The sequence below is a fragment of the Enterocloster bolteae genome, assembly GCF_002234575.2.
Classification (GTDB): Bacteria; Bacillota; Clostridia; order Lachnospirales; family Lachnospiraceae; genus Enterocloster; species Enterocloster bolteae.
The window spans coordinates 3,703,281-3,719,307 of sequence record NZ_CP022464.2 but is presented as its reverse complement, the minus strand read 5'-3'; the positions used below and the strand labels follow the sequence as shown (position 1 = coordinate 3,719,307).

The following is a 16,027-nucleotide window of genomic DNA, read 5'->3' as shown; positions in this document are numbered from 1 at the left end:
ATGATAAGTTTGATGAAGGAGACTGGATGTGGCCTATGATATACGATAATGAAAACCGGGGAAGGGCCTGGGAGCCTGCCCCGCAGATGCAGGCTTCGCAGCACAGCCCGCAGCCTGATTCGCAGCAGGACCCGCAGCACAGCCCGCAGCCTGATTCGCCGCAGGCCCCGCGGCAGGCAGCTGCCATGGAGAGGCGCCAGAGGAAGCAGTTCTCACATGTGGGGCTGGCTGCTGCGGCCTTCATGCTGCTTACCCTGGCAGCCCAGGTAGTGGTCATGGTCCTGGTGGAGCTGCTTAATTCTCTGCTGGGTGATTTTATTGATTTCTATGGATTTTCGGGGCGTATGCTTATGTCGTCCCTGCCCATGTACCTGGTGGCCTTTCCGGCGGTGGCAGGACTGCTCCAGCTTGTGCCAAAGTGCGGGGCGCCCCAGAAGGAGCAGTGGGGATTCTGGAAATTCGCGTCCTTCTTTGTCATTGCAGTGGGAATCGGGCTGGCAGGAAATATTCTGGGCAGGCTGGTAGGGCTTTTACAGCCATCAGGCCCTGATTCCGCTGAATTGGACCAGCTTATCAGAAATTCCAGCCTGTGGGTCAATCTGCTGACAACGGTCATTATGGCCCCTGTGGTGGAGGAGCTTTTTTTCAGGAAGCTGGTCATGGACCGGCTGCTGGGATATGGACAGAAAACGGCAATCATCATATCCGGCATTATGTTCGGCATGGCCCACGGTAATTTTTCCCAGTTCTTTTATGCCTTTGGCATAGGAATTCTCTGGGCCTACGTGTATGCAAAGACAGGGAAGGTGAGATACACCATAGGGTTTCATATGCTGTTCAACCTGTTGGGCGGCGTCATCACCGTGGAACTGTCAAAGGGGGCCCAGGGACTGGCAGAGGGACCGTGGATGATCCGGCAGATTGAATCTATTTTGGGAGTTGACATGGGGTGGCTGGTGACAGCGTTTTCCTCCATCATGATACTGGCATATCTGTTTTTCATGCTGGCCTGTCTCATTGCAGCCATTACTCTTATCATTATGTACCGGCGCCAGATTACCTTTCAGCCGGGACAGTGGCCCCTGAGAAAGGGGAGAGCTTTTCAGACAGCGTTTTTGAATGTGGGGATGATTGTCTATTTTGTCATATGCTGCGGTTTGTTTATATTAAATTGGTGATTTACACGGATGATTTAATGTGATAAAGTATTAGCATGTGACAGTAAAAGATATGTCAGACTTAACATGAACCACAATTTAAAAGCTGTGGTAACTACAATAAAAATACTGGACAAATCAATTTTTTTGTTTTATAGTAATAACCAACGAATGTAAGGGGGCAGGCAAAAATCCAAGCCGAGCCCTTTTTCATAAAATCAGACACCAGGAGGTAATGAAATGGTATCATTGTATGACAGCGGTATTTATCTGGTTAACGGCACTGAAATCGTACCGGAATCAGAGAGCGGAAAGGTAAAGAAACTGACCGGCAGGGATGCTGACCAGGCATCCGCCAGGAAAGGGACCATTGCCTACTCCATTCTGGAGGCCCACAACACATCCGGCGACATGGAACATCTGAAGCTGCGGTTTGACAGCATGGCATCCCATGACATCACCTTCGTGGGTATTGTACAGACAGCCAAGGCTTCGGGAATGGAGACGTTCCCGATTCCTTATGTATTGACAAATTGCCACAATACTCTGTGCGCGGTGGGAGGGACCATCAATGAGGATGACCACATGTTCGGCCTGTCTGCGGCTAAGAAATATGGGGGCATCTATGTTCCTCCGCATATTGCGGTCATTCATCAGTACATGAGGGAGATGATGGCAGGATGCGGCAGAATGATACTTGGTTCCGACAGCCATACCCGTTACGGGGCCCTGGGAACCATGGCCATAGGTGAAGGCGGCGGGGAGCTGGTGAAGCAGCTTCTTAAGGATACATATGATGTGGCATATCCGGGTGTTGTAGCCGTTTATCTGGACGGTGCGCCCCGGCCGGGAACCGGTCCCCAGGATATTGCCCTGGCTATCATCGGAGCCGTGTTTAAGAACGGATATGTAAAGAATAAGGTGATGGAGTTCGTGGGGCCGGGCGTGGCTTCCATGACAACCGATTACCGCAATGGCGTGGACGTCATGACCACAGAGACCACCTGCCTGTCATCTATATGGAAGACGGACAGTGACACCAGGGCTTATCTGGCCAAGCACCACAGGGAGGAAGATTATAAGGAACTGGCTCCCGCGGATGTGGCATACTATGACGGCTGCGTATACGTGGATCTGTCCACGGTAAAGCCCATGATTGCCCTTCCCTTCCATCCCAGCAATACATACGAGATTGACGAGTTTAAGGCCAACCTGGACGATATACTGGGCATGGTGGAAGCAGAGGCTGCCAAGGTATCGGGCGGAAAGGCATCCTTTACCCTGAGGGATAAGATTGAGGGGGGCCAGCTCATGGTTCAGCAGGCAGTTATCGCTGGCTGCGCAGGAGGCACCTATTCAAACGTAATGGAAGCTGCCCGCGTATTAAAGGGAAAGAACTGCGGCTGCGACGAGTTCTCCCTGGCAGTATACCCGTCTTCTCAGCCTGTCTTTGCGGACCTGGTGAAGAAGGGGGCTGTGTCCGACCTGATGGACGCAGGCGCCATTATACGGACTGCGTTCTGCGGCCCCTGCTTCGGCGCAGGCGATACGCCCTGCAACAATGGTCTGAGTATCCGCCATACCACCAGAAATTTCCCCAACAGGGAAGGATCCAAACCAGGCAACGGACAGATGGCCGCGGTTGCCCTGATGGACGCGCGTTCCATTGCAGCCACGGCAGCCAACGGAGGAAGGCTTACCTCCGCATGGGAGCTTGAGGGCTGGGACAATGTGCCTGAGTATGAATTTGACGACATTTCCTATAAGAACCGGGTATACATGGGTTACAACAAAGGCGACGGGGAAAAGGAGCTGGTCTACGGACCGAATATCAAGGACTGGCCGGAGATGAGTCCTCTGGCAGACAATATTCTCCTGAAGGTATGTTCCAAAATCATGGACCCTGTGACCACCACCGATGAGCTGATTCCTTCCGGCGAGACTTCATCTTACCGGTCCAATCCCCTGGGACTGGCAGAATTCACTTTGTCCAGAAGGGACCCGGAGTATGTGGGAAGGGCCAAGGAAGTGGATAAGCTGGAAAAAGCCAGAACAAAGGAGGGCGCGGCCAAGGAAGTGGAGCTGGAGCCTGTTTTGGAGAAGCTCTTTGACGCCATCCGCGGCATTGAAGGCAATGAGAATGTGACGGTTCAGGACACGGAAGTGGGCAGCATGATTTATGCTGTAAAACCTGGCGACGGATCTGCCAGGGAACAGGCAGCCAGCTGCCAGAGAGTCATTGGAGGCCTGGCCAATATCTGTAAGGAATACGCCACCAAGCGTTACCGCTCCAATGTGATGAACTGGGGCATGGTTCCCTTCCAGATGGAGGAGGATCCCTGCTTCGAGGTGGGAGATTATATTTATGTTCCGGGCGTAAGGAAAGCCCTGGACGGGGATTTAAAGGATATTAAGGCTTATGTGCTGGGAAAAGAGGGCAGCAGCATAAGAACCCTGGATTTGTATATTGCGGATATGACGGCAGAGGAGCGGGAAATCGTAAAGGCCGGCTGTCTGATTAACTATAACAGGGGCAGACACTGATGGGGGTATTTGAGAAAGGAGCATGGGTACATGGTTAAGGAGAGTTTTCTGGCACAGTTTTATGGGAAGTCGCAGAATTACACGGATATTCCTAATAAATGGTATAAAGAGTACAATGTAAAGAAGGGCCTCAGGAATGAGGACGGAACCGGTGTGCGGATAGGCCTTACCAGGGTGGCCGACGTAGTGGGATATGAGGAGACAGACGGAGGAATCAAGGCCATTCCCGGACGGCTTCTCTACCGGGGCGTGGATGTACTGGACCTGGTAAAGGGGAAGAAGGAGAGCCATTTCGGGTATGAGGAAACCTGTTTCCTTTTGCTGTTCGGATATCTGCCGAAGAAAGCTGAACTGGAAAAGTTCTGTAATGTGGTGAGGCACTGCTACACCATTCCGGATGAGTTCGTGGAAATGAACCTGCTGCGCCTTCCTGGCAAGAATCTGATGAATAAGCTTCAGGACGCGGTCCTTACCCTGTATAATTACGATGACGATCCGGACAATATTGATGTATACCAGACCCTGGTCAAGGGTGTTAACCTGTTGGCAAAGCTGCCCTCCATTGCCTGCTACGCTTATCAGAGCAAGGTGCATTATTATGACAGGGAAAGCCTGTTCATCCATTATGCAAATCCGGAATATTCCATTGCCGAGAATTTCCTAAGCCTACTGAGAAAGGACCAGAAATTCACCTCCAAGGAAGCGAATCTGCTGGATACCATACTGATGCTTCATGCGGATCACGGCGGCGGCAACAACTCCACCTTTACCAATGTTGTGATTGCATCCACGGGCACAGACATCTATTCCACGGTATGCGGCGGTATCGGCTCCCTTAAGGGACCGCGCCACGGCGGCGCCAATATCAAGGTGGCAGAGATGATGGATGCGGTGCTGGCTGAAACCGGCGGCTATGATGCAGACGATAAGAAGATCCGTCAGGCAGTGGAGAAGCTGATGGCAGGAGAACTCTATGACCGTTCCGGCCTTGTATACGGTTTCGGCCATGCTGTCTACACGGTGTCCGATCCCCGTGCAGAGGTCTTAAGGGCCTGCTGCATGGAGGTGGCCAAGGAGCAGAAGCATACCAGGGAGCTGGACTTCTATATGCGCTTTGAGCGTATTGCCAAGGAAGTAATGGAGGAAATCAAGGGCAAGGCCCTTCCCACCAATGTGGATTTCTACAGCGGGTTTGCATACGGTATGCTGCGGATTCCAAGGGATTTATACACACCTCTGTTTGTGTGCAGCCGCGTTGTGGGCTGGGTGGCCCATAATATTGAGAATAAGCTGTATGACGGCCGTATTATGCGTCCGGCCACCAAGTATGTAGGCGACAATATGGATTATGTGCCTATGTCCGAGAGATAGGATGCCCGGTATTGCCATTCCGGTTTCCTGATATATGTGAATATGTGAAAAGACCTGATGCCCCATCTATGGCGTGCGTCAGGTCTTTTTGTATTGAGAGGGAAAGTACCGCGGCAAATGCCCGGTTTTTAAAATCTTACATGAAATCAAAGAGACTCAGCTGCTTCATCCCGCTGCCGGGAGTCCGGGCCTTTTCCCGGCGGCAGGCATCTTTGGGAAGCTCCTCTAAGAATGGGGAAGGTTCCTCTGAGGTGGTGAGAATTAATTCGTCCCTGGCCCTTGTCATACCCACATACATAAGGCGGCGTTCCTCCTCCGGATTCACAGCTCCCTTTCCTGTTTTAAGGGGGAGGATTCCCTGTCTTAAGCCATAGAGAAAGACCACGGGAAATTCCAGACCCTTGGAGGCATGCAGAGTCATAAGCGTCACTGCATCGGAGGGGCGGGAATCCTGACCGCTTCGTTTCAGATCGTGGGCCTGTCCAAAGGCCAGTGTGCTCAGCATATCCTCCATGGTTTTGTGGAAATAGGACATGCAGACAAAGGTGTCCATGGACTTGTCTGACCCCAGCCCCAGGCATGAAATCCAGTCCGCCAGAAGTTTCCAGGGCCTGTCTCTTTTTAGTCTTGGCAGGAAGCGCTCTGCCAGGCTGCTGTAATCTGCGGAAGGGGAAATGCGTTTTCTGCAGAGTTTCGTTGTATCTTCATCTAACCCCGAAGATTTAAGCAGGGCCCCGAAAAAGGAGATGGTGCCCTGGACAGCCGGATGGTCCAGATAATCCTCCCGTCCCGCTACCACATAAGGGATTCCCTCTTTTTGCAGGCATTGTTCCAGCAGGCGGGCCTGGTGATTGGTGCGGTAGAGGACGGCGATATCGGCAAAGCTCCTGGCAGTATCCAGCAGGCCGGGGGTCTGGCTGTGGGCATCCAGCATGTCGATTCCGCCCACCATGCGGTTGATTTCTTTGGCAATGAAGATGGACTCCGACAGGCTGGTCTGTGCTGTCACCAGACGCACCGGACCGCCGTGGGGACGGGCGGCTGAGAGGCTGCGCTCACCGCCCGGATTACGGGAGATGAGAGGAAGGGAGGCGGAGAGTATCTCCGGGGTGGAGCGGTAGCCGGTGGTAAGCCGTATGGTGCTGGTTCCCGGAAAATCCTGTTCCAGCAGGTCGAAGCAGCGGCTGTCAGAACCCCGGAAGCCGTAGATGGACTGGTCCGGGTCACCGATGACAAAGAGTTCCCGCCCGCCTTTATTCCATGCCTTGATGAGCCGGTACTGGACCGGGCTGATATCCTGGAATTCATCCACCAGCAGATAAGAAAAATGCTGCTTCCTGTATTCTGCTTTCTGTTCCTGTTCAAGAAGGCGCAGCATGTTGAGAAGCAGGTCGTCGAAGTCCATAAGCTTCCTGCACTCCAGCGCCTGCTGGTACCGGTCTGCCCCTTCCTGCGTCAGGATAAAGCCGGTTTCCGCGGCGGAATCATCGGCCATATAGGCGGCAAAGCCCTGCGCGGAGGACAGCCCTGCCTTATGCAGAGAGATGGCGGTGAGAAACTGCCTGACGGTGCAGGCGAGTTCCAGGGCTTCTATGGTTTCTCCTGCGCATTCTTCCGCCTGTCCCTGGTCTGCCAGGGACAGCTCTGTTCCGGACCGGGCTAACAGCCGGTAGCAGAGGGAATGGAAGGTTCCGACCTGCATCTGGTTCAGGCTGCGCCTGCCTGGCAGTGCCTGGCGGATTCTCTGTGTCAGCTCGTCCGCTGCCTTGTTTGTAAAGGTGACGGCCGTAATCTCAGAAGGTTTTACGCCCCGCTCACCCATAAGGTGTTCGATGCGCGACACCAGAGTCTTTGTTTTGCCTGTACCCGGACCGGCTATGACGGCTGTTACCGGGAATACGGATTCCACGGCCTGCTGCTGGTCCCGGTTCAGGGCAGAGGAGGGATTGGAAACAGTCAGGATATTTGATACGGCTGTTTCATAGGAAGCTTCACGGGAAGCCGTTGAGCCGTGGGAAACGCCGGCTTTGCCGGACAATGCAGTATTTGCCGAAGGAACCGCATCTGCTGCCAGCTCCGCATCCCCCGTCACCCCCGGGGCTCCCGGGCTCCCAGGTCCCATGGTTTCGCTCAGGTCCGCGTTCGCTGTCTCAAAGGTCATGTACATCTGTCCCTCTACATTGTCAAGCTCGGCTGACTGGAACAGCCGCATGGTCCCGTACTCGCCGTCATAGCCGGGCCGCCACTGGACTTTTCCGTCTCTCAGATGGCGTATGCCCTCTGCTGTCAGGGATCCGGCCGCATGGCTGATATCCTCCAGCGGGGCCTGGCGAAGAATATAAAATTCATTGCCCAGTTCCTCCAGCAGGTGCTCGTACTGCCTGGAAACCTTTACGCTGGACGGGGAGGAACCCACTGAGGAGGCAATGACCTCGCCCAGGGGCACCAGGTTTTCAAAGGGACGTCCCTGGGGCAGCAGGAAATCCTCGTCCCGGTCAGCCAGCTGTTCAATCCGGTGAAGTACGCCTGTGGTCAGTTTTCTGCCGCAGACAGGACATATGCCTTTGTATTTCCTGGCCTGGGAGGGACTGAGGCAGAGATGGCATTTCCGGTGGCCGTCAAAATGATATTTGCCCTCCTCAGGAAAGAATTCAATGGTGCCTTTAAGGCCCTCGCCCCTCTGTATGGCGCCGTAGAGCCCCGCATAGGACATGGGAATGTCAAACAGGCTGGCCTCCCTGCCCAGCTTGGCGGGAGAGTGGGCGTCAGAGTTGGAGATGAGCTGAAAGGAGTCAAGGGCCGACAGCCTCCCGTTCATGGCCGGATCAGAGGACAGTCCTGTCTCCAGGGCATGAATCTGGGGAGTCAGCTCCTCATAGCACTCTTCAATGGTATCAAAACCGGAAAATGCCCCGAACAGTGAAAAATGCGGGGTCCAGATGTGGGCCGGAACATAGATGGCATCCGGGCATGCCTCCAGTGTTATGGCCAAAAGATCGTGACAGTCCAATCCCAGGATGGGGCGTCCGTCCGAATGTATGTTGCCGATGGCTTCCAGCCGCCTGGAAAGCACTTCGGCTGCTTCCAGGCTGGGCAGGAGGATAAGGCTGTGTACCTTGCGCACACGGCCGTTTTTCTTGTAAATGGAGCTGATTTCCCCGCTGATAACAAAACGGGGCCTGCTCTGGCCAAGTATGGACGGGCGCTGTAAGGAATATTCCTTTTTAAGCATGTAAAGACCCGGCTCGGCGGGCTCCAGCTTTTCAGCCAGCTCCGCCCTCCAGGCCGGATGAGTGAAGTCACCCGTACCTACAATGTTAATTCCTTTTTTCCCCGCCCATAAGTCCAGGTGCTCCGGCGTAAGCTCCTTGCTGGTGGCCCTGGAGTAGCGGGAATGGATATGTAAATCACCAATGTACATTGCGATGCACCTGCTTTCCTTTGATAGTATTTATTATAAAGGATTCATCCCAAAAAGAAAGCGGTTTTTTCTGCCAGCATCAGCCGGTCAGTCCCTCCACTGCATCCACGGGCAGGGAAATTGCCACTGCGTGTTCTCCGGTCTCCTTCATTACGGTCTCGCATATGGACTTCAGGATGGGAGCCCTTAAGCTGGTGGGGGTCAGAATCAGCAGTATGGCTTTTTCCTGGGAAAGGGTCATGCCGAACAGCTTTTTGCCGGCATCGCTGCCTATTTCCCTGGCTTTTATCAGGGTGCCGCCCTGACAGCCGGCCTTTCTGGCGGCCTCCATAACAGGCGCGGACAGGTCGGTGTGGATGACGGAAGCAATTAATTCATAGGAATGGGAATTTGTCATGGGAATATCCTCCTTGTGTTCTGCTGGGCGGCTGTTTGGCCCTGTTTGGTCTTCGTGCCGGCTTAAAATGTCCATGGCAGCGAAACTAATGCCTGTGAGGGAAAGGGTGAAAGCAATGCCGTGTCCGGGCTTGCAAAATTCCATTTCCCTGCCAAGGGCACGGAGCAGACGGTCGGCGCCGGTCTTGGATGAAAGTCCCAGAACCAGGTCCTTTTCAGGCTCATCCAGTCCCAGACAGTCCATGACTGCCGAGCTGGCTGTGCCGTGTCCCCTGACAGCCAGCAGTATTTCATGGTTGTATGTATGGAATATGGCAGCTGCCCTGTTCCCGGCCCCGCGGTTTACGATGGCGGCTGCCAGCTTTATACTTTTATGGCTCATAAGGTTCCTCCTCTAAATTGATGAATTCCTGTTCCATATCCACCACAGGATGTCTGGAAACAGCTTTCTCCCTGCGGGTTTTAAGCTCAAAGGACAGTCCGATGAGCTGGATGATAATGAGAGGGGTCATGGCTACCATGGCCACGATGCCAAAGGCATCAGTCAGAATATTGCCTCCCAGGGCTTCGCAGGCCCCCATGCACAGCGGAAGGAGAAAGGTGGCTGTCATGGGACCGGAGGCAACGCCTCCTGAGTCAAAGGCAATGGAGGTAAAGACCGGGGGCACCACAAAGGAGAGACCCAGGGCAAGGGCGTAACCCGGCAGCAGGAAGGCCATGAGCGGCAGTCCCGTGATGACCCGGAATAAGGAGAATCCCAGCGACAGGGCCATGCCGATGGAAAGTCCGGTCATCATGGTCTTTTCAGATATGCTTCCGCCGGTCACATCCGCTACCTGCTTGTTCAGCACCTGTACGGCAGGCTCTGCCTTGACGATGTAATAACCGATGAGCATGGCCACGGGCACCAGAATCCAGCGATAGGGCAGGGAGGCCATCTGTTTTCCCAGATAGCTTCCGGCTGGCATAAAGCCCACATTTACACCTGTAAGAAACAGCGTCAGCCCGATGTAGGAATACAGCATTCCCACCAGGATTTTCACCACCTGGCGTTTGCGCATCTTCAGGAAGAATATCTGGAAGAGCAGGAAAAAAGCCAGGATGGGAAACAGGGCCGTGAATACTTCCGCCGCGTAGTGGGGAAGTTCGCTCTGGAAGGCCAGCCAAAGGTCCTGGGAATTGCTGATGGATGGAATGGTCATGGGCTCATAGGCGCCGGAAGATGACTGGAACAAAAGTCCGAGTATCATGACAGAGAGAATGGGGCCAATGGAACAAAGGGATACCAGTCCAAAGCTGTCGCTGTCCGCGTTTTTCCCCTGGCCGATGGAAGACAGTCCCACGCCCAGGGCCATGATAAAGGGAACTGTAATAGGACCTGTTGTCACACCGCCGGAATCAAAGGCTACAGCCAGAAAATCACCTGGAATATAGAAGGCCAGGATGAAGAGAATGATGTAGCAGACCAGAAGAATGTGGGAAAGGCTCCAGCCGAAGAGGGAGCGAAGAAATGCAAGTGCCAGGAAGAAACCAACTCCTGCAGCTACTGCCAGGATGAGCACCATGTCCGGCACTGCCGGTGTCTGTCTGGCCAGGACCTGCAGGTCCGGTTCGGCCACTGTGACCATGGCGCCTATGATGACACATGCAATGACGATGACCGGAAGCTTTTTTGCCTTGGCCAGCTGCGCACCTACCTTTTCTCCAATGGGCATCATAGCCATATCCACTCCCAGGGTGAAGAATCCCATTCCTATAATAAGGAAGGCGGCCCCTGCCAGAAACAGCATCAGCGGGTCCAGGGGAATGGGAGTGATGGTGATCCCAAGGATTAATACAATGCAGGTAACGGGCAGCACAGATGATAAGGATTCTGTGATTTTTTCTTTTAGCTTCTGATTCAATAAATTACCTCCTGTTGTCCGTTATTTATGTTAACATATATATTTTAGCTTAACATAAGGACAAACGGAAAGGCAAGAGAAGGGACCGTTAGAATTATGTTAAGAAACTCATTGAATCCGGGACAGCGCAGTAGTATAATAGATCCGCTGCGGGCATACATAGCAGCGGAGAATGGAAATAAATGGGGAGAATGGAAGTATGACATTGTATGACAGAAATGGGACGCCGGCAGCGTATATTGACAGTGACGGGGAACATATCTACCTGTTTGACGGAAAGCCGGCAGCGTATCTGAATGAGGATGCGGTATACGGTTTTGGGGGCACCCAGTATGGATGGTTTGAGAAGGGGTGGATCAGGGACCTGGATGGATACTGCGTCATGTTTACGGATGAGGCCAGGACCCAGGGACCGGCAAAGCCCTCACGCCATGAGACGCCGGCCAAATGGGCCAGGGCAGCCAGACCGGTGAGACGGTCCAGGGAGACAAAACGCTCCAAGACAGCCTATAAGGCGGCCTGGTCAGAGATCGCGGCAGGGGATTTTTTGTCTGGTAACAGTTGACACTGTTTGGGAAATATGTTAAATTAAGAATCAGTGCAAATACGCAGATAGGGAAGAGTAGATAACCGGATGGATGCAGAGAGCCGGCGGCTGGTGAAAGCCGGTGACGGATGGTTGTTGAACTGGCCCTGGAGTAGCCTGTCCCAACGAGGAAGGGCCGCCGGAAACGGGGGACCGGGAACCAGTAGGTCAGGACGGAGACCTTACCGTTATAAGAGGATTAAGTGCATGCGTCAGACAGCATGAACCAGAGTGGTACCGCGCGGGGATTTTTAAGCCTTGCGTCTCTAGCAATAGAGGCGCAGGCTTTTTTGTTTCACAGAAAACTGCACGCAGCAGGTATGCTGTCTGGATAAAGGGGAATCATCCCCTTAGATAACCAATGGAGGAATGAGATTATGGCAACACAGTACAACCACAGCGCCATTGAGAAAAAGTGGCGTGAGAACTGGGAAGAGAAGCCCATCAATGTAAACGATGGCAGGAAGGAAAAGTATTACTGTCTGGATATGTTCCCATACCCCTCAGGCAGCGGCCTTCACGTAGGACACTGGAGAGGATATGTGATTTCAGATGTCTGGAGCAGGTATCAGCTGTTAAAGGGCAAGTATGTCATTCATCCCATGGGATGGGATGCCTTCGGTCTTCCGGCTGAGAACTATGCTATCAAGATGGGCGTGCACCCGGCTAAGTCCACAGAGGCGAACATCAGGAATATCAAGCGCCAGATCAAACAGATTGCGGCAATTTATGACTGGGATATGGAAGTAAACACCACGGACCCGGACTTTTATAAATGGACCCAGTGGATCTTTGTCCAGATGTTTAAGAAGGGCCTGGCTTATGAGAAGGAATTCCCCATTAACTGGTGTCCTTCCTGTAAGACCGGACTGGCAAACGAGGAAGTGGTCAACGGATGCTGCGAGCGCTGCGGCACCACAGTTACCAAGAAGAATCTGCGCCAGTGGATGCTTAAAATTACTGCTTACGCAGAGCGTCTGTTAAATGATCTGGATAAGCTGGACTGGCCTGAGAAGGTTAAGAAGATGCAGACTGACTGGATCGGCAAGTCATACGGCGCAGAGGTGGATTTCCCCATTGACGGGCGGGAAGAGAAGATTACCGTGTACACCACCAGGCCGGACACCCTTTACGGAGCCACCTTCATGGTGCTGGCGCCGGAGCATGCCCTGGCCAAGAGCCTGGCCACCGATGAGACAAGGGAGGCCGTTGAAAAATATATATTCGATTCTTCCATGCGTTCCAATGTGGACCGTATGCAGGCCAAGGAAAAGACCGGTGTGTTTACCGGAAGCTATGCAGTTAATCCGTTAAACGGTGCAAAGACGCCTATCTGGCTGTCTGATTACGTACTGGCTGATTACGGTACCGGCGCCATCATGTGCGTGCCTGCCCATGACGACAGGGACTTTGAGTTTGCCAGGAAGTTCGGCCTGCCCATTGTACAGGTAATCGCAAAGGACGGCAAGGAAATTGAGAACATGACCGAGGCGTATACCGAGGCCAACGGCATCATGATTAATTCCGGTGATTGGAACGGCCTGGAGTCCGCTGTCCTTAAAAAGGAAGCGCCTCACATGATAGAGGAAAAGGGCTTTGGCCATAAGACGGTCAACTACAAGCTGAGAGACTGGGTATTCTCACGCCAGCGTTACTGGGGCGAGCCTATCCCCATCATCCATTGTCCCAAGTGCGGCTGTGTGCCTGTGCCTGAGGACCAGCTGCCCTTAAAGCTTCCTGAGGTGGAGAGCTACCAGCCCACAGGAACCGGCGAGTCACCTCTGGCTGCCATTGACGAATGGGTCAACACCACCTGCCCTGTCTGCGGCGCTCCTGCCAAGAGAGAGACAAACACCATGCCCCAGTGGGCCGGTTCCTCCTGGTACTTCCTGCGCTATGTGGACAGCCACAACAAGGAAGAGCTGGTATCCAGGGAAAAGGCGGACAAGTATCTTCCGGTGGATATGTATATCGGCGGCGTGGAACACGCGGTGCTCCATCTGCTGTACTCACGTTTCTACACCAAGTTCCTGTGTGATATCGGCGCTATTGATTTTGATGAGCCTTTCAAGAAGCTGTTTAACCAGGGTATGATTACCGGAAAGAACGGCATTAAGATGAGCAAATCCAAGGGCAATGTGGTTTCTCCCGATGATTTGGTGAGGGATTACGGCTGCGATTCCTTAAGGCTTTACGAGCTGTTCGTGGGACCGCCGGAGCTGGACGCAGAGTGGGATGACCGGGGCATCGAGGGCGTATCGCGTTTCCTGAACCGTTTCTGGAACCTGGTGATGGACAACAAGGATAAGGATGTGAAGGCGTCCAAAGAAATGATAAAGCTGCGCCATAAGCTGGTATATGACATTGAATACCGCTTCAACCAGTTCAGCCTCAATACTGTTATTTCCGGTTTCATGGAGTACAACAATAAGCTGATTGAGCTGGCCAGGAAGGAAGGCGGAATCGACAGGGAGACACTTAAGACCTTCGTGATTCTTCTGGCACCCTTTGCACCCCATATCGGAGAGGAGCTGTGGCAGCAGTTAGGCGGTGACGACAGCGTGTTCCATGCACAGTGGCCGGAATGCGATGAGGAGGCCATGAAGGACGATGAGATCGAGGTGGCTGTCCAGATTAACGGAAAGACACGGGCCGTTATCAGCATCAGCGCAGACAGCTCCAAGGAAGATGCCATTGCCGCGGGACGGGAAGCCGTGAAGGAAAAGCTGACAGGCAATGTGGTAAAGGAGATCTACGTGCCTGGAAAGATTGTCAATATTGTATGTAAATAAATCAGATTCCCGCATATAAGCGGGAAGACAAAATGCCTGCGCAGCCTGCAGCACATGGGCTGGGCAGGCATTTTTGCGCTGGGCTTTGGAGCCGTGTCCATACCGGGAAATGTAAGAAAAAAGAAATAACATTTCCTGCTATAGCAGGTTATAATAGGAAATGGACAAAACAGGATATCGAGGTGACGGCCATGAGACATGAAAGAAGAACGATGGAAATGAATGGGAAGTGTCATAAAATAGGCAGGGCAGCGGCAGCGTTTGTTCTGTCAGGAGCCATAATGGCAGCGGGCGGTATTACGGCCATGGCTGCCGGCAGTGCAGGCGCGGGGACAGCTGCAGGGACAGCCGTGAATCCGGCAGAACAGGGGCCGGGGGTACCTGCTGCTTCAAAAGCAGAGCCTGAGGAAAAGAAGGCTGCAGTGGAGAATGGGGTCATACAGCCCCAGAATCTGGAAGGAGCAAAGGATGCGGACCAGCTGGTGGTGGTAGTGGGAACCGGCGGCTGTAGCGCGGATGTATATTATTATAAGAAGTCAGGTGAAGCCTGGGAGATGGTCTGGAAGGAAGCAGGCATCGTAGGAAGGAACGGAATTACGGACCAGAAGACAGAGGGGGACGGCAGCACGCCCTCCGGTACATATGGATTTACCATGGCTTTTGGGCTCAGGGAAAATCCGGGCAGCGTCCTGCCATACCATAAGATCACAAAAGGCGACTACTGGGTGGATGATTCAGCCAGTCCCTATTATAACAAGCTGGTCAATACATCGCAGGTTGCAAAGACCTGGAACTCCGCAGAGAATATGGCGGCAGCGTCCCCGTACTACAATTACGCCCTGGCATTGAATTACAATGAAGCATGCGAGCCCGGGAAGGGCTCTGCCATCTTTCTTCACTGCTTTACCGCTGCCAGGGATAACGGATCCGCGGGCTGTATCCGCCTGCCCCAGGAACGGGCCAAGGAGCTGGTGCAGTCAGCCACAGAGCACACTAAGATTGTGATTGCACCGGATTTGGAGCGGTTAAACTAATTCCATAAAACAATTCTATTAAAACAATTCCATAAGGCAGAGGCAGGGGCGCTATCAGCGCGGCCCTGCCATTTTTTTTGAAAGCATTTTTAATAAATCAATTTTCTTTTTCTCTGAGGGAGGCATCCTGGAACTGAGGATGTTGACCAGAAGGTCTGTCTCCCTGTCGTTAAACTGTACGCCCTTTTGCCGGGCTTCCATGTTGATGGCCATGAATGCCTCCATCATGTTGTTTTTGTCTGAATGTTCAATCCGCTCCGCAAATTCGGTGAGCATGGCCAGTTTATCTTTGTTCATGGCCTTGAGCCTGGGGTCTTGTTTCCAGCTGTTATCCATAATTATGTAGTCCTTTCTGTTAAGGGATTCAGTGAATGGCCGTATCAGGCCATAGCCTGCATGGCAGTGAATATCATTTCCATGGTCTCAAAACGCGATTGCTGCTCCGGTGTCAGGAACCTGCGCAGCTGGTCCATGGGAGTCTGGCCTTCCATCAGGGTTTCGGCCATGTCAATCATATCCTGCTCCATGGGATTCCCATATGGACGAATGGCCTTTAACAAATCGCGCATGGAGCCGTTTCCCTGGGGACGTTCCAGGGAGCAGATGCCCATGGATGCCACCTCTTCAGTCTCAAATAGCTCCACTGTCTTTCGCAGTTCCTGGACCTTGACAAACAGGGAGATGGCCTTTTGTTCGGGAACGCCCAGGTAGGGCAGGGAGGCCTTAATCATCTGCAGATGGTGGTCGCCTATGAGATAGTCCAGGTCGGTTAGTTTATAGTCATCAGATGGATTCATGTATTTCCACCAGCCTTTTCTTTCT

At 53.1% G+C, this 16,027-nt stretch carries 11 protein-coding genes and 1 other annotated feature; of the genes, 6 read left to right on the top strand and 5 right to left on the bottom strand.

All coding sequences use genetic code 11. From position 1 onward, the window contains the following. The first annotated feature begins 35 nt into the window (after positions 1-35). From CGC65_RS17445 to CGC65_RS17435, 3 genes are all read left to right on the top strand, one after another. Positions 36-1,178: a CPBP family intramembrane glutamic endopeptidase gene (locus CGC65_RS17445; RefSeq protein WP_038281631.1), complete on the top strand. Its 1,143-nt coding sequence runs from the start codon at positions 36-38 to the stop codon at positions 1,176-1,178. Between the two features lie 219 nt (positions 1,179-1,397). Next, a complete protein-coding gene (locus tag CGC65_RS17440) occupies positions 1,398-3,701 on the top strand; it encodes a hydratase (protein WP_002564664.1) in 2,304 nt (767 codons plus the stop codon). A gap of 30 nt (positions 3,702-3,731) precedes the next feature. Further along, on the top strand, positions 3,732-5,072 hold the full coding sequence (locus CGC65_RS17435) for a citrate synthase (protein ID WP_002564663.1): 1,341 nt from the start codon (positions 3,732-3,734) through the stop codon (positions 5,070-5,072). 136 nt (positions 5,073-5,208) lie between these two features. Here the strand turns inward: CGC65_RS17435 and CGC65_RS17430 are convergent, their stop codons facing one another. The 3 genes from CGC65_RS17430 to CGC65_RS17420 all read right to left on the bottom strand — a co-directional run bounded on the left by CGC65_RS17430 (position 5,209) and on the right by CGC65_RS17420 (position 10,793). Further along, positions 5,209-8,493, bottom strand: a complete 3,285-nt coding sequence (locus tag CGC65_RS17430; protein WP_002564662.1) for a UvrD-helicase domain-containing protein — start codon at positions 8,491-8,493, stop codon at positions 5,209-5,211. A gap of 79 nt (positions 8,494-8,572) precedes the next feature. After that, positions 8,573-9,271 (bottom strand): hypothetical protein, encoded by a 699-nt coding sequence (locus tag CGC65_RS17425; protein WP_002564661.1) that lies wholly within the window; start codon positions 9,269-9,271, stop codon positions 8,573-8,575. Continuing rightward, a complete protein-coding gene (locus tag CGC65_RS17420; protein ID WP_002564660.1) occupies positions 9,261-10,793 on the bottom strand; it encodes a DUF1538 domain-containing protein in 1,533 nt (510 codons plus the stop codon). The genes CGC65_RS17425 and CGC65_RS17420 overlap by 11 nt, the downstream gene beginning before the upstream one ends. A gap of 199 nt (positions 10,794-10,992) precedes the next feature. On the opposite strand from CGC65_RS17420, the gene CGC65_RS17415 reads away from it, so the two are divergent. The 3 genes from CGC65_RS17415 (at position 10,993) to CGC65_RS17405 (ending at position 15,205) form a co-directional block, all read left to right on the top strand. Then, positions 10,993-11,358: a 4-fold beta flower protein gene (locus CGC65_RS17415; protein ID WP_002564659.1), complete on the top strand. Its 366-nt coding sequence runs from the start codon at positions 10,993-10,995 to the stop codon at positions 11,356-11,358. 35 nt (positions 11,359-11,393) lie between these two features. Beyond that, positions 11,394-11,650, top strand: a binding site (T-box leader). Between the two features lie 106 nt (positions 11,651-11,756). After that, the gene (gene leuS / locus CGC65_RS17410) at positions 11,757-14,171 is read left to right on the top strand and encodes a leucine--tRNA ligase (protein WP_002564658.1); all 2,415 of its coding nucleotides are present in this window, start codon (positions 11,757-11,759) and stop codon (positions 14,169-14,171) included. Positions 14,172-14,362: 191 nt separating this feature from the next. Continuing rightward, positions 14,363-15,205 (top strand): L,D-transpeptidase family protein, encoded by an 843-nt coding sequence (locus tag CGC65_RS17405; protein ID WP_002564657.1) that lies wholly within the window; start codon positions 14,363-14,365, stop codon positions 15,203-15,205. Between the two features lie 54 nt (positions 15,206-15,259). On the opposite strand, the gene CGC65_RS17400 is transcribed toward CGC65_RS17405, so the two are convergent. Beyond that, entirely contained in the window at positions 15,260-15,541 is a 282-nt protein-coding gene (locus CGC65_RS17400; protein ID WP_002564656.1) for a hypothetical protein, read from the bottom strand. A 44-nt stretch (positions 15,542-15,585) separates the two neighbouring features. Continuing rightward, positions 15,586-16,002, bottom strand: a complete 417-nt coding sequence (locus CGC65_RS17395) for a hypothetical protein (RefSeq protein ID WP_002564655.1) — start codon at positions 16,000-16,002, stop codon at positions 15,586-15,588. Positions 16,003-16,027 lie beyond the last annotated feature (25 nt).

Bases quoted from the DNA above. Each gene is read 5' to 3' on its own strand.
- CGC65_RS17445 (WP_038281631.1), top strand. From the start codon at position 36: ATGATATACGATAATGAAAACCGGGGAAGGGCCTGGGAGCCTGCCCCG.
- CGC65_RS17440 (WP_002564664.1), top strand. From the start codon at position 1,398: ATGGTATCATTGTATGACAGCGGTATTTATCTGGTTAACGGCACTGAA.
- CGC65_RS17435 (WP_002564663.1), top strand. From the start codon at position 3,732: ATGGTTAAGGAGAGTTTTCTGGCACAGTTTTATGGGAAGTCGCAGAAT.
- CGC65_RS17430 (WP_002564662.1), bottom strand. From the start codon at position 8,493: ATGTACATTGGTGATTTACATATCCATTCCCGCTACTCCAGGGCCACC.
- CGC65_RS17425 (WP_002564661.1), bottom strand. From the start codon at position 9,271: ATGAGCCATAAAAGTATAAAGCTGGCAGCCGCCATCGTAAACCGCGGG.
- CGC65_RS17415 (WP_002564659.1), top strand. From the start codon at position 10,993: ATGACATTGTATGACAGAAATGGGACGCCGGCAGCGTATATTGACAGT.
- leuS (WP_002564658.1), top strand. From the start codon at position 11,757: ATGGCAACACAGTACAACCACAGCGCCATTGAGAAAAAGTGGCGTGAG.
- CGC65_RS17405 (WP_002564657.1), top strand. From the start codon at position 14,363: ATGAGACATGAAAGAAGAACGATGGAAATGAATGGGAAGTGTCATAAA.
- CGC65_RS17400 (WP_002564656.1), bottom strand. From the start codon at position 15,541: ATGGATAACAGCTGGAAACAAGACCCCAGGCTCAAGGCCATGAACAAA.
- CGC65_RS17395 (WP_002564655.1), bottom strand. From the start codon at position 16,002: ATGAATCCATCTGATGACTATAAACTAACCGACCTGGACTATCTCATA.